The organism is Lentzea sp. (genome assembly GCF_036380075.1).
In the GTDB taxonomy this organism is placed as follows: Bacteria; Actinomycetota; Actinomycetes; order Mycobacteriales; family Pseudonocardiaceae; genus Lentzea.
The window spans coordinates 1-13,702 of record NZ_DASVFL010000100.1 but is presented as its reverse complement, the minus strand read 5'-3'; the positions used below and the strand labels follow the sequence as shown (position 1 = coordinate 13,702).

Genomic DNA, 13,702 nt, shown 5'->3' with positions numbered 1-13,702 from the left:
CGCGATGACTGCACTCACGGACCGGCTCACCTCGATCGCCGACGAAGACGAACTGTTCGACACCTTCTCCCACTGGGCCGCCGAACGCGGCCTCGCGCTGTACCCGGCGCAGGAGGAGGCGGTCATCGAACTCGTCTCCGGGGCCAACGTCATCCTCAGCACGCCGACCGGGTCCGGCAAGAGCCTGGTGGCCATCGGAGCCCACCTCGTCGCCATGGCCGGCAACCAGCGCAGCTTCTACACGGCGCCGATCAAGGCGCTGGTCTCGGAGAAGTTCTTCGCGCTGTGCGAGGTGTTCGGCCCGGAGAACGTCGGCATGATGACCGGCGACGCCTCGGTCAACGACCAGGCGCCCATCATCTGCTGCACGGCCGAGATCCTCGCGAACATCGCGCTGCGCGACGGGGCGACCGCCGACGTCGGCCAGGTCGTGATGGACGAGTTCCACTTCTACAGCGAGCCCGACCGCGGCTGGGCCTGGCAGGTGCCGCTGGTCGAGCTGCCGCAGGCGCAGTTCCTGCTGATGTCGGCCACGCTGGGCGACGTCGCGTTCTTCGAGCAGGACCTGACCCGGCGCACCGGCCGCCCGACCGCGGTGGTCCGCTCGGCGCAGCGCCCGGTGCCGCTGAACTTCCAGTACGTCTCCACGCCGTTGCACGAGACGATCGAGGACCTGCTGCACGGCCGCGAGGCGCCGATCTACGTCGTGCACTTCACCCAGGCCGCCGCGCTGGAGCGCGCGCAGTCGCTGATGAGCGTCAACGTCGCCTCGAAGCCGGAGAAGGAGGCGATCGCGGAGGCGATCGGCAACTTCCGGTTCTCCTCGGGCTTCGGCAAGACGCTCTCGCGGCTGGTGCGGCACGGCATCGGCGTGCACCACGCGGGCATGCTGCCCAAGTACCGCCGCCTCGTCGAGCAACTCGCGCAGGCGGGCCTGATGAAGGTCATCTGCGGCACGGACACCCTCGGCGTCGGCATCAACGTGCCGATCCGCACGGTCGTGTTCACGGCGTTGTCGAAGTACGACGGCACGCGGACCCGGATCCTCAAGGCCCGCGAGTTCCACCAGATCGCCGGCCGCGCGGGCCGGGCGGGCTTCGACACCGTGGGCACGGTCGTCGTGCAGGCGCCCGAGCACGAGGTCGAGAACATCAAGGCGCTGGCGAAGGCCGGTGACGACCCGAAGAAGCGCCGCAAGGTCGTGCGCAAGAAGGCGCCGGACGGGTTCGTGTCGTGGAGCGAGTCCACGTTCGACCGGCTGGTGGGTGCCGAACCGGAGCCGCTGACGTCGTCGTTCCAGGTCTCGCACGCGATGCTGCTGAACGTGATCGGCCGCCCCGGCGGTGGCGCGTTCGCGGCCATGCGGCACCTGCTGGAGGACAACCACGAGGACCGCCCGAAGCAGCTCAAGCACATCAAGCGCGCGCTGGCGATGTACCGGGCGCTGGTCGCGGCGGGCGTGGTCGAGCGGGACGGCGACGACTTCCGCCTGACCGTCGACCTCCAGTTCAACTTCGCGCTCAACCAGCCGCTGTCGCCGTTCGCGCTGGCCGCCATCGAGCTGCTCGACCGCGAGGCGCCGGGCTACGCGCTCGACGTGCTGTCGGTGATCGAGTCCACCCTGGACGACCCGCGGCAGATCCTCGGCGCGCAGGAGCACAAGGCGCGCGGCGAGGCGATCGGCGCGATGAAGGCCGACGGCATCGAGTACGACCAGCGCATGGAGCTGCTGGACGAGGTCACCTACCCGAAGCCGCTCGCGGAGCTGCTCGACGCCGCGTTCCTGACCTACCGCCGCGGCCACCCGTGGGTCGGCGACTACGCGCTGTCCCCCAAGGCCGTCGTGCGCGACATGTACGAGCGCGCGATGACGTTCACGGAGTACGTCTCCTTCTACGGCCTCGCCCGCTCCGAGGGCCTGGTCCTGCGCTACCTGGCCGACGCCTACAAGGCGCTGTCGCAGACGGTGCCGGAGGAGGCCAAGACCGAGGAGCTGCAGGACCTGATCTCGTGGCTGGGCGAGCTGGTCCGCCAGGTCGACTCGTCGCTGATCGACGAGTGGGAGAAGCTCACCAACCCGGACGGCGTCGTCGAGGAGGTCCGCGTCGACCTGCCGCCCGCCGTCACCCGCAACGTCCGCGCGTTCCGCGTGCTCGTCCGCAACGCCCTGTTCCGCCGCGTCGAGCTGGCCGCCAAGCGCGACTGGTACTCCCTGGGCGAGCTCGACCACGAGTCGGGCTGGACGGCCAAGGAGTGGATGGACGCCCTGGAGCCGTACTTCGAGGAGCACTCGGACATCGGCGCGGGCCCGAACGCGCGCGGCCCGGCGTTCCTCATCATCAACGTCGAGCCGGAGCGCTGGGTGTGCCGGCAGATCTTCGAGGACCCGGCGGGCGACAAGGACTGGGGCTTCAACGCCGAGGTGGACCTGGCGGCGTCGGACGAGCTGGGCGAGGCGGTCGTGGTGATCACGGACGTCGGCAGGCTCTGACCGTCCGGACGGGGTTCGACAGCGCGGGACCGGTTTCCGGTCTCGCGCTTTTTCGTCCCGGCGCCGGGTTCACCGCGGTGTCGCGCGCAACTGGATCAACGGTTGCACGGCCGTCCGGCACGGGATCGTAGAACTGTCCACCAATTCCTGGCGACCTCGCGCAAAAGAGTTAATCGGTCCACCGAGAACGCGCAACCGGCTAACGCAATGCGGTGATTCCCGCCACCCGCGGCACACCGGTTCGGCCCAGCACACCGGCACCACCTGGCCCATCAGACCGGCGGAACCGGCCGGACAGGCTCGAGAACGGCTAAACAGCGCCTGTTGAGACGCAATGGCGTCCGATTGACCTTCTCCGTCGCGGTCGGGCAACATCATTGCGCTGGAGCACCGTTGCCGAGATATGGTGTCGCCCAGTGGGGGAAATGTTCGCACTCGTCCTCACCCGCTGTCGCGGCACGACGGGAGGAGTGAAGTGGACCCGGCACTGGACGCGCTGCGCGACCGGCTGGCGGAGATCGTCGCGTCGCCACCGGACAACACCGACGACCTCGTCGACACGCTGAGCGGTCTCGCGAAGCTCTCGAACCAGTGGTCCGAGGCCATCCAGGCGTTGCGCGCGCCCACCCGCAGACTCGTCGGGCCCGCCGCCGCCGCGTCCGTGAGCGTCGCCGCCCGGCGCGCCGAGGAGTCGTTCATCGAGCTGGAGATCACGCTCGGTGACGCCCTGGCGGCCGCACCCAGGGCCGTCCGGCAGCCCTGACCTCCGCTCTCCTCCCACCGCGAACCCGCTGGGTGTGGCCACGTCACGTGCTTTGCGTCTGGCATGCGAGACACACCCGATCGGAGGGTTTCCGCACGTCCGCACCCTGGCGGATGATTCGGCCGTCCGGCCTGCGTGGACGGGAGGGGGTGCTCGGCTGTGCGTGTGTCCGGCACACGGACCCCCGCGGCGGGTCACCCTCCGTGAGGGGGCATGATCGCGTATCCGACGCCCTCGGCTCACCGGGCGCGTGAGGACCGGACGTGGTCTGATCGCCGCCACGTGAGGATCGGCCGTACACAGTTTGGACTCGATCTCGAATGACCTCTGGTCTGCCCTGCCCCGTCTGCGAGGGGCCGGATCGACGTGGCAGTCTCGAGCGCTCCCTGAGGGTGCTCGCCGTCGACGACGAGGCGCCCGCGCTGGAAGATCTCGTCTACCTGCTGCGGTCCGACCCGCGCATCGCCCACGTGGAGGCCGTCACCGACGCCACGAAGGCGCTGCGGGTGCTGCACCGGGCGATGGACGCCGGTCAGCCGCTGGACGCCGTGTTCCTCGACATCCGCATGCCAGGGCTCGACGGTCTCGACCTCGCCCGCGTGCTCTCGCGGTTCGCGCAGCCGCCGCCCATCGTGTTCGTGACGGCGCACCAGCAGCCCGCCGTGGAGGCGTTCGAGCTCAAGGCGCTCGACTACCTGCTCAAGCCGGTGCGGCAGGAGCGGCTCGCCGAGTCCGTGCACCGCATCGTCCACGAGGTGTGGGACTCCAAGTCCGCCGCCGACCAGGCCGCTCCCCCGGCCCCTCAGCCCGCCGGCGGCACGCCGCCCGAGGTCGGTGACGAGGTCATCCCCGTCGAGCTCGGTGGCGTCACGCGCTTCATCCGCCTCGCCGACATCCGGTACGTGGAGGCGCACGGCGATTACGCCCGCCTGCACACCGCGACCGGCAGCGGTCTGGTCAGGGCGGCGTTGAACGGCCTGGAGGAACGCTGGCGCAGCGCCGGGTTCGTCCGCATCCACCGCAGCCACCTGGTGTCGCTCGGGCACATCGACGAGATGCGCCTGGAGGACGGCCACCTCAGCGTCACGATCGGCGGCGCCGTGCTGCCGGTCAGCCGCCGGCACGCGCGGCACCTGCGGCAGCTGCTCGTGCGCCGCACCAAGCCCGCGTCGGTGCCGAACGCCGCGCCACCGAGGAACGGGCTCGGGTCGTGACCACGCCACCACCACCCCACCGGCCGGTTCCCAAACCGACCCAGCGCGTGGTGGTGACGAGCCCGCGGACGAGGGCGCCCCGCGCGCGTCGTCCCTACTCGGGCACGCGGGAGATCAACGAACAGAGCGAGCTCGGCGCCGTCTACATGCGGTCGCTCATCAAGGCGCAGCGGCGGCTCGGCCTGTCCGTGTGCCTGGTGGCGTGCGGTGCGCTCGGGCTGCTGCCGCTGCTGTTCGCGATCGAGCCGGAGCTCGGCCGGTTCCGGGTGCTCGGCCTCGGGCTGCCGTGGTTCCTGCTGTGCGTGGCGACGTGCCCGATGCTGCTGCTGGCGGGCTGGTTCTACGTGCGGCAGGCCGAGCGCAGTGAGCGCGAGTTCGCGGAGCTGGTCGAACGCCCATGACGAGCGGGTACGCCGTCGTGGCGGTGGTGGTCGTCGTCCTGGGCACGATCCTGGTCGGCACCTACGGCCTGCGCGTCTCCCGCACGACGTCCGACTTCTACGTCGCCTCCCGCACGGTGTCGCCGTGGTGGAACGCCTCGGCGATCGGCGGCGAGTACCTGTCGGCGGCGTCGTTCGTCGGCATCGCGGGCCTGATCTTCGCCTACGGGCCGGACATGCTGTGGTTCCCCGTCGGCTACACGGCCGGGTACCTGGTGCTGCTGACGATGGTCGCGGCGCCGCTGCGGCGCTCGGGCGCGTACACGCTGCCGGACTTCGCCGAGGCGCGCTTCCGCTCACGGGCGGTGCGCGCGGTCGCGTCGATCCTGGCGCTGGCGATCGGCTGGCTGTACCTGCTGCCGCAGCTGCAGGGCGCGGGCCTGACGCTGAACACCGTCACGGGAGCGCCGGACTGGGTGGGCGCGCTGATCGTCACGGTGGTCGTGACGGCGAACGTGATGTCCGGCGGGATGCGGTCGATCACGTTCGTGCAGGCGTTCCAGTACTGGCTCAAGCTCACGGCGATCACCGTGCCGATCGTGTTCCTGATCATCGTGTGGCAGCTGCACGGCGCGAGCTCGCTGACCGCGCCGGAGTTCCCCTCGTTCCGTCAGGACACCGAGGTCACCTTCCAGCGCCAGACCACGATCCACGCCGAGCAGCCGCTCGTCATCAGGGGTACCGGCGAGGTCGACGGCGAACGCGTCGAGAACCGGAGCCTCACGCTGTCCGGCGGCTACCACCGCATCGGCCAGGGCTCGGAGTTCACGTTCCCGAAGGACGCGCCCGTCCCGCACCTGTCCACGATGGCCCACAACACGAACCAGATGTGGTCGCTGCCGATGTCGAGCGGCGCGGACTTCCCGCTGTACGCGGCGTACTCGCTGATCATCGCGACGTTCCTGGGCACCATGGGCCTGCCGCACGTGATCGTGCGCTTCTACACCAACCCGAACGGCACGGCGGCGCGCCGCACGACGTTGATCGTGCTCGGCCTGCTGTCGGTCTTCTACCTGATGCCGCCGATCTACGGCGCTCTCGGCCGCATCTACACGCCGGAACTTCTCATGACAGGCCAGACGGACGCCGTGGTGCTGGTGCTGCCGACCCGCGTGATCGACGGCGTCGGCGGGCAGCTCCTCGGCGCCCTGGTGGCGGGCGGCGCGTTCGCGGCGTTCCTCTCGACGTCCTCGGGGCTCGTCGTGTCGCTGGCCGGGGTGCTGTCGCAGGACGTGCTGCGGCTGGGCGGAGTGCGCGGTTTCCGGATCTCGGCGGTGCTGGCCGGGATCGTGCCGCTGGCGATGACGTTCGTGTCGACGGGCATGCCGGTGGCGGACATGGTCGGCCTGGCGTTCGCGGTGGCGGCGTCGTCGCTGTGCCCGTTGCTGCTGCTGGGGATCTGGTCGTCGCGGATCACGACGGTGGGCGCGGTGGCGGGCATGCTCGCGGGCGGCGTCCCCGCTCTGACCGCCGGTCTGGTCACGATGTTCGCCGACACGGGCGACTCCTGGTACCAGGTGCTGCTCTCACGCCCCGCCGCGTGGACGGCACCGCTCGGCTTCGCGGTGATGTACGTCGTCTCGCTGCTGACCCAACGACACGTGCCACCGGGCGTGCAACGCACGATGGTCAAGCTCCACGCGCCCGAGAACCTCGGGCTGGACGGCTCCGGCTCGTCCAACTCGGGCCAAGAGCGAAGCTAGAAGGTGGCGTGACATGCAGCACTTCCTCACCGCCGCGGCGATCCTGGTCGTGGGCGGAGCCGCCGTGCTCGTCCTGTGGCGGGGCACGCGCACCAAGCACTCGCTCTCGACAGAAGCCCAGCGCGTCACCTACGAGACGCTGCACACGGCCTGGTCCGCGGCCCCACCCCTGCGCGCGGGCCTGGTCCCCGACGCGGCGAAGAAGTCGGCCCGCCACCTCCGCACACTGCTCGACACCCCGGCCCTCGCCCTGACCGACGAGACCGAAGTGGTGGCGTGGGAAGGCGTCTCCGACCACCACGCCGCAGAAGCCATGAAGCAGGCGGAAGACGTCTTCCTGACCGGCCGCACCCAGGCCTTCGACATCGGCTGCAGCGAACCGAACTGCCCCATCAACTGCGCCGTGGTAGCCCCTCTCACCGTGGAAGGCCGAGTGGTGGGCACCCTGGCCGCCTACTCCCGCGAAGCGTCAGCAGGCCTCGTCCGCGCCACGAACCAGGTGGCCCGCTGGGCAGCAGGCCAGCTGGAGCTGGCCGAACTGGACCGCTCCCGCACCCGCCTGGTGGAGGCGGAGGTCCGCGCGCTGCGCGCCCAGATCTCCCCGCACTTCATCTACAACTCGCTGTCCGCCATCGCCTCCTACGTCCGCACGAACCCGGAACGAGCCCGCACCCTGCTGCTCGACTTCGCGGACTTCACCCGCTACTCCTTCCGCCGCCACGGCGACTTCACCACCCTGGCCGAGGAACTGCGCTCCATCGACCAGTACCTGGCCCTGGAACGAGCGAGGTTCGGCGAACGCCTGAAGGTCACCCTCCAGGTGGCCCCCGAGGTGCTCCCGGTGACCGTCCCCTTCCTCTGCCTCCAACCCTTGGTGGAAAACGCAGTCCGTCACGGCATGGAGGGCAAGGTGGAACCGGGCCACATCCAGATCTACGCCAACGACGGCGGCGCCGAAGCCCACATCACCATCGAGGACGACGGCATAGGCATGGACCCCGACAAGCTCCGCCGCACCCTGGCGGGCCAGGTGGACGAGTCAGCGGGCATCGGCCTGGGCAACATCGACGAACGCCTGCGCCGCGTCTACGGCGACGAGTACGGCCTGGTGGTCGAAACGGCAACCGGCCTGGGCACGAAGATCACCGTGCGAGTGCCGAAGTACCAGGCAGGCATCAACGGCATGTAGCAAGACAAGACAAGATCACCGATCAAGCGATGCCGAAGGCGAGCAGTCACCCCTTACGCCGATTAGAGCCGGTGAACCCACCCGTGGTTTGCGATTGGGGCTTGACTTTGGGTGCGAGGTGCTACCCACATCGGGCTCGGCCGGTCGCGAAGCGTCCGGCCTTTTCCGGCCGACCACAGCGCCTCGCAAGGGCCCCGAAGTCAAGCCCCAATCGCGGATCGTCGCGCAGCGGCGATGCCACTCCAGTCTTTCGTCCGAGGTGCACGCCCACGCTGGAACAGGCACCCGCACGGCCAACGCACCCACGCTGGAACCAAAAAAGGGGCGCCTCCCGCCCACAGGAAGCGCCCCACCCCAAAGCCAAGCCCTACGGAGCAACCCGCTCCATCTGCCACCCGTCCCGCCCGAGCCGGAACCGCAGCCGGTCGTGCATCCGATCCCGCCGCCCCTGCCAGAACTCGACCTCCTCAGGCCGAATCCGCCACCCACCCCAGTGCGGCGGCACGGGAATCCGCTCGGTGTCGGCGAACTGCCGCTCGATCTTGTGCAGGGCGGATTCCAAAGTGGACCGCCCGGAGACGACCCGGGACTGAGGCGAAGCCCAGGCCCCGATCTGCGACCCGCGGGGCCGGGAGTTCCAGTACTCGGCGGTCTCCACCGGCCCGACCTTCTCCACCACGCCACGTACGTGGGCCTGCCGCTGCATCGCGAACCACGGGAACGTGGCGGACGCGAAGCGGGTGGCCATCAGGTCGTGCGACTTGTTGGACGTGTAGTTGGTGAAGAACACCAGCCCGCGCTCGTCGAGGCCCTTGGCCAGCACGGTGCGCGACGACGGACGGCCCTTCACGTCGGTGGTCGCGAGGACCATCGCGTTGGGCTCGGGGAGGCCGGCACCGGAGGCCTGGTCCAGCCACAGCTGGAGCTGTTCGTGCCAGGTGGCGGCAAGCTCCGACTCGCTCAGCGAGCCCTGCTCGTAGGACACGCGCATCGCCGGTAGTGCGATGTTCGTGGTCTCCGTCATCGGCGAACCTCCAAGCAGCGGCAGAACTCGTGGTCCCTGGACCCGCGACCATACGCACGGCGAACCGATCCCGAAACCGCCTGCGTGGTGATGACGCCCACCCGAACGGTGACTTTCCGTGGTTTGAACGTTCTGTATCGAGTCCGTGATCGAGTCAGATGGCGTCGAGCGCTCGTGTGACAGTCACCACGTCGTCACCCAGTGCGGTGGCAAGGGTTCCGCCCGCTGCCAACGGAACGGCACTCCACCACTCGCCGCCGTCCGACGGCCGTTCCACCGCGTCGAGGAGCAGGTCGGTGCCGATCACGCGCTTGCCGGCCAGGCCCGCGGCGGACGCGCCGAACGCGAGGTCGCCCACCACCAGTTGCTGGTGCAACAACGGCTTGCCGCAACGGGTTGCGCGCACCGACGTCGTCAGCGCGCCGGGCGTCTCGCCCGTTCTGCCCAGCACGAGGACCTCGCGGGTTCGCAACTCCGCGTGACCGTCCAATTCGGCCTCGACCACGGCGGTGTGGCGGGCGCGGCTCGTCACGACGGTCGGCTCCGGCAGGTAGCGGAGCGATCCCTCGACCAGGAACCGGACTTCGGACGACGACGCCTCGCCGGACGAACCGGGCAGCAGCAGGGTCGCCGCCACGCCGCGGAGCTCCAGCGAGGCCCCCGGTCCTACTTCGACGGTCAGCGACAACGAATCGCCGCCCAGCGGTGCCGTCACCGACGAAACGAGGTGCACCAGCGCAACAGGTCCCACGCGGCGGTGCGGCACCAGCGTCAGTGGCGACTGCGAGCGGAGGACCCGCACGACGCTGTTGCCGTGCGGGTCCACCGTGACGACCAACCTGGCTGACGCCTTCACAGCTGCGCCAGCACCCACTTCGCGACCTCGGGCGCCTCCGGGGTCTCGACGAGCGACTGCGCGATCACCGGCAGCTCGCCGCGCATGCGGTGGGCGTCGGAGGTCATCACGTCCATGTCCGCGCCGACGAACGGCGCCAGGTCGACCTTGTTGATCACCAGCAGGTCGGCGGTCGTGACGCCGGGGCCGCCCTTGCGCGGCACCTTGTCGCCGCCGGCGACGTCGACGACGAAGATCTGCCGGTCGACGAGGCCGCGCGAGAACACCGCCGTGAGGTTGTCGCCGCCGCTCTCGATGATCACCAGGTCCAGCGACGGGTACCGGTCCTCCAGGCGCTCGACGGCGTCGAGGTTCGCGGTGATGTCGTCGCGGATCGCGGTGTGCGGGCAGCAGCCCGTCTGCACGGCCTCGATGCGCGACGGGTCGAGCACGCCCGCCCGGCGCAGGAAGTCGGCGTCCTCGGTCGTGTAGATGTCGTTGGTGACGACCGCCAGGTCCAGCTGGCCGCCCAGGGCACGGCACAACGCCGCCGTCAGCGCGGTCTTGCCGCTGCCGACGGGGCCGCCGATGCCGATGCGCGTGGCCTTGCCGTGGTGGTGGTCGTGCGGATCCGGACCGTGGTTAGCTCCCAAAGAGACGCACCCCTTCGCGACGAACATGTGCCTCTGCCAAGAGGTCCAAGGCAGGTGAACCGAGCGCGGGCAGCTCCTTGCACGCCCGCGCGGCGACTTCCTCGACGTCGAGCGAAGCCACGATTGCGTTGACCCCGAACGGGTCCAGCCCGAGCAGCCGCACCGCCGCCGACGCCGGGCCGCTCACGGCGAGATAAGCGCAGGTCAGCGCAGCTTCGAAGGGCTCGCCGACCAGCACGCCGATGACCAGCGGCTGGTGCGGGTCGCGCGGCAGCGAGTCCAGCCGAGGCGACGGCCAGGCGCGCCGGGCCGCTCGCAGCATGCCGCGTCCCTGCGCCCGCGAGGCCTCGCGCTGGGCGGGCGACGGCGTGCGGGCGTCGAGCTCCGCGTCCAGCACCGCCAGGTCCCCGCCCCGCGCCGCCGCGGCCGCGAAGCCCGCCGCCAGCAGCCCGGCACCGAGCAGCCGGCCGCGCAGGAACGACTCCAGCGTCGGCTCGTCGCGCACCAGACCGCGCGCGGCGGCCTCCTCCAGGCCGCCGGAGTGCACGTGGCCGCCGCCGGGGAACCGGGAGTCGGCGAGGATCAGCGCGGTCAGCATCAGAACAGGAAGTACCGCTGGGCCATCGGCAGCTCGGCGACCGGCGACGGCTCGACCAGGTCGCCGTCGACGTGCACGGCGAAGCTGTCCGGATCGACCCGCACGTCGGGCATCGCGTCGTTGAGGACCATGTCCGCCTTGGTGACCGAACGGGTGTTGGTCACCGGCAGCACCCGCCGCGCGTACCGGTCGGCGATGCCGGCGTCGATCGCCTGCGGCGCCACGAAGAACACCGAGGAAGCCGCCCCGGCCGTCGCACCGAACATCGGCCGCGCCCACACCGGTTGTGGCGTCGGGATCGAGGCGTTGGCGTCGCCCATCTGACCCCACGCGATGAATCCGCCCTTCAGCACGACCGACGGCCGCACGCCGAAGAACTTCGGCTCCCACAGCACCAGGTCCGCGAGCTTGCCGGGCTCGACCGACCCGACCTCGTCGGCGATGCCGTGCGCGATGGCCGGGTTGATCGTGTACTTGGCGACGTACCGGCGCGCCCGCAGGTTGTCGTCGAGCGTGCGCCGCGACGACATGACGTGCGCGGTCTGCCAGGTCCGGATGATCACCTCGCCGACGCGGCCCATCGCCTGCGAGTCCGACGAGATCATCGAGATCGCGCCGAGGTCGTGCAGCAGGTCCTCGGCGGCGATCGTGGTCGGCCGGATGCGCGACTCGGCGAACGCCAGGTCCTCCGGCACCGACGGGTTGAGGTGGTGGCAGACCATCAGCATGTCGAGGTGCTCCTCGAGCGTGTTGACGGTGTGCGGGCGGGTCGGGTTCGTCGACGACGGCAGCACGTTCGGCAGCGAGACGACCCGGATGATGTCCGGCGCGTGCCCGCCGCCGGCGCCCTCGGAGTGGTAGGCGTTGATCGACCGGCCGCCGATGGCGTCCACAGTGGACTCCAGGAACCCGGCCTCGTTCAACGTGTCCGTGTGGATCGCGACCTGCACGCCCGAGGCGTCCGCCACCCGCAGGCAGGCGTCGATCGCGGCCGGCGTCGTGCCCCAGTCCTCGTGCAGCTTGAACCCGCCCGCGCCGCCGACGAGCTGTTCCTCCAAAGCCTCCGTCGAGACCGTGTTCCCCTTGCCCAGCAACAGGACGTTGACCGGCATGTGGTCCATCGACGTGAGCATCCGGTCGAGGTACCAGGCGCCGGGCGTGACCGTGGTGGCCTTCGTGCCCTCCGCGGGACCGGTGCCGCCGCCGACCAGTGTCGTCAGCCCGGACGCCAGCGCCTCGTCGACGATCTGCGGGCAGTTGAAGTGCACGTGGCAGTCGATGCCGCCCGCGGTGAGGATCTTCCCGTTGCCGGACAGGATCTCCGTGGACGGGCCGATGACCAGGTCGGGGTGGACGCCGTCCATCGTGTCGGGGTTGCCGGCCTTGCCGATCGCGACGATCCGCCCGCCCCGCACGCCGACGTCGGCCTTGACGACACCCCAGTGGTCGAGGATCACCGCTCCCGTGATGACCAGGTCGGGAGCGCCCTCGGCACGGGTCGCGACCCCCTGCCCCATCGACTCGCGGACGACCTTGCCGCCGCCGAAGATCACCTCGTCGCCGGACCCGGTGCCGCGGCTGAGGTCCTCGGTGACCTCGATGAACAGGTCGGTGTCGGCGAGCCGGACCCGGTCGCCGACCGTCGGCCCGAGCAGCTCGGCGTAACGCTCGCGGTCGATCATCGCTGCAACCCCCGGACGATCCTCAAGCCTGCCAACGGAACCAGCGTGACCTCGCGCTCGACGCCGGGCTCGAACCGCACGGCCGTGCCCGCCGGGATGTCGAGCCGGTAGCCGAACGCGGCCTCCCGGTCGAACTCCAGCCCGGTGTTGACCGACGCGAAGTGGAAGTGCGACCCGACCTGGACGGGCCGGTCGGCGGCGTTGACGACGGTCATCGTGACGCGCGGCCGTCCGGGATTCAGCTCGACGGGCTCGGACCCGACGACCACCTCCCCCGGCGCCGGACCGGCGGACGGCGCGATGGGGTGGTGCACCGTGACGAGCTTGGTGCCGTCGGGGAACGTCGCCTCTGCCTGCACCGAGTCGATCATCTCCGGCACGCCCCGCATGACCTGCTCGGGCGCGAGCACCGTGCGGCCGCTCTCCATGAGCTCGCTGACCGTCCGGCCGTCCCGCGCGCCTTCGAGGACGTGGTCGGTGATCAGCGCGACGGCCTCGGGGTAGTTGAGGAGCACCCCGCGTTCGAGGCGGCGGCGGGCCACGTCGGCGGCGACGTGCACGAGGAGCTTGTCGCGTTCATGCGGCGTCAGATGCACTGAGCCGTTCTAACACGTGAAAGCTCGATATCGCGGAGTGGAAACACGGCCGAAACACGGACGCGTGTCCACCGACCGGTTGACAGCCGGGGTCAACGGTGCGGTCGTCCCGCGCAAGGGGTCCGGAACCGCAGGATTCACGACATGAACGCGATCCGGGTGAGGGGCCTGACGAAGGCCTACAAGGGCCACCAGGCGGTGGCGGGGGTGGATCTCGACGTCGCTCGCGGCGAGGTGTTCGCCGTGCTCGGTCCGAACGGGGCCGGCAAGACGACGAGCGTCGAGATCCTCGAGGGGCACCGCGGCCGCGACGGCGGTGAGGTCAGCGTGCTGGGGGTCGACCCGGCCAAGGGCGGCCGGGAGTGGCGCTCGAAGCTCGGGATCGTCCTGCAGAGCGCGACGGACGCCGCGACGCTGACGGTCCGCGAAGCCGTGCAGCACTACGCGAGGTACTACGGGAACCCGCGTGACCCGGAGGAGGTCATCGACCTCGTCGGGCTCACCGAGAAGGCCA

Annotated in this window: 13 protein-coding genes; 7 read left to right on the top strand and 6 right to left on the bottom strand. The window is 70.4% G+C overall.

Going from position 1 to position 13,702, the window contains the following annotated elements:
- Positions 1-4 precede the first annotated feature (4 nt).
- The 6 genes from VF330_RS11835 (at position 5) to VF330_RS11810 (ending at position 7,800) form a co-directional block, all read left to right on the top strand.
- Positions 5-2,491: a DEAD/DEAH box helicase gene (locus VF330_RS11835; protein ID WP_330851594.1), complete on the top strand. Its 2,487-nt coding sequence runs from the start codon at positions 5-7 to the stop codon at positions 2,489-2,491.
- 475 nt (positions 2,492-2,966) lie between these two features.
- Positions 2,967-3,254 (top strand): hypothetical protein, encoded by a 288-nt coding sequence (locus VF330_RS11830; RefSeq protein WP_330851593.1) that lies wholly within the window; start codon positions 2,967-2,969, stop codon positions 3,252-3,254.
- Positions 3,255-3,574: 320 nt separating this feature from the next.
- Complete coding sequence (locus VF330_RS11825) at positions 3,575-4,468, top strand: LytTR family DNA-binding domain-containing protein (protein ID WP_330851592.1); 894 nt, start codon at positions 3,575-3,577, stop codon at positions 4,466-4,468.
- Positions 4,465-4,869, top strand: a complete 405-nt coding sequence (locus VF330_RS11820; protein WP_330851591.1) for a hypothetical protein — start codon at positions 4,465-4,467, stop codon at positions 4,867-4,869. The genes VF330_RS11825 and VF330_RS11820 overlap by 4 nt, the downstream gene beginning before the upstream one ends.
- Positions 4,866-6,611, top strand: coding sequence for a cation acetate symporter (locus VF330_RS11815; protein ID WP_330851590.1), 1,746 nt, complete (start codon positions 4,866-4,868; stop codon positions 6,609-6,611). Before VF330_RS11820 ends, VF330_RS11815 begins: the two co-directional genes overlap by 4 nt.
- A gap of 13 nt (positions 6,612-6,624) precedes the next feature.
- A complete protein-coding gene (locus tag VF330_RS11810) occupies positions 6,625-7,800 on the top strand; it encodes a sensor histidine kinase (RefSeq protein WP_330851589.1) in 1,176 nt (391 codons plus the stop codon).
- Positions 7,801-8,167: 367 nt separating this feature from the next.
- Here VF330_RS11810 and pdxH read toward each other — a convergent pair whose 3' ends face one another.
- The 6 genes from pdxH to VF330_RS11780 form a co-directional block, all read right to left on the bottom strand.
- Positions 8,168-8,824: a pyridoxamine 5'-phosphate oxidase gene (pdxH, locus tag VF330_RS11805; protein ID WP_330851588.1), complete on the bottom strand. Its 657-nt coding sequence runs from the start codon at positions 8,822-8,824 to the stop codon at positions 8,168-8,170.
- A 154-nt stretch (positions 8,825-8,978) separates the two neighbouring features.
- Positions 8,979-9,680 carry an urease accessory protein UreD gene (locus VF330_RS11800; RefSeq protein WP_330851587.1) on the bottom strand — a complete coding sequence of 234 codons (702 nt, stop codon included), beginning with the start codon at positions 9,678-9,680 and terminating at the stop codon, positions 8,979-8,981.
- Positions 9,677-10,312, bottom strand: a complete 636-nt coding sequence (gene ureG / locus VF330_RS11795) for an urease accessory protein UreG (protein ID WP_330851586.1) — start codon at positions 10,310-10,312, stop codon at positions 9,677-9,679. The genes VF330_RS11800 and ureG overlap by 4 nt, the downstream gene beginning before the upstream one ends.
- Entirely contained in the window at positions 10,302-10,910 is a 609-nt protein-coding gene (locus VF330_RS11790) for an urease accessory protein UreF (protein ID WP_414675368.1), read from the bottom strand. Before VF330_RS11790 ends, ureG begins: the two co-directional genes overlap by 11 nt.
- On the bottom strand, positions 10,910-12,592 hold the full coding sequence (locus VF330_RS11785) for an urease subunit alpha (protein ID WP_330851585.1): 1,683 nt from the start codon (positions 12,590-12,592) through the stop codon (positions 10,910-10,912). Before VF330_RS11785 ends, VF330_RS11790 begins: the two co-directional genes overlap by 1 nt.
- A complete protein-coding gene (locus tag VF330_RS11780) occupies positions 12,589-13,134 on the bottom strand; it encodes an urease subunit beta (protein WP_414675370.1) in 546 nt (181 codons plus the stop codon). The genes VF330_RS11785 and VF330_RS11780 overlap by 4 nt, the downstream gene beginning before the upstream one ends.
- A 198-nt stretch (positions 13,135-13,332) precedes the next feature.
- On the opposite strand from VF330_RS11780, the gene VF330_RS11775 reads away from it, so the two are divergent.
- On the top strand, positions 13,333-13,702 hold a 370-nt coding region (locus VF330_RS11775; RefSeq protein WP_330851583.1), incomplete at its 3' end, for an ATP-binding cassette domain-containing protein.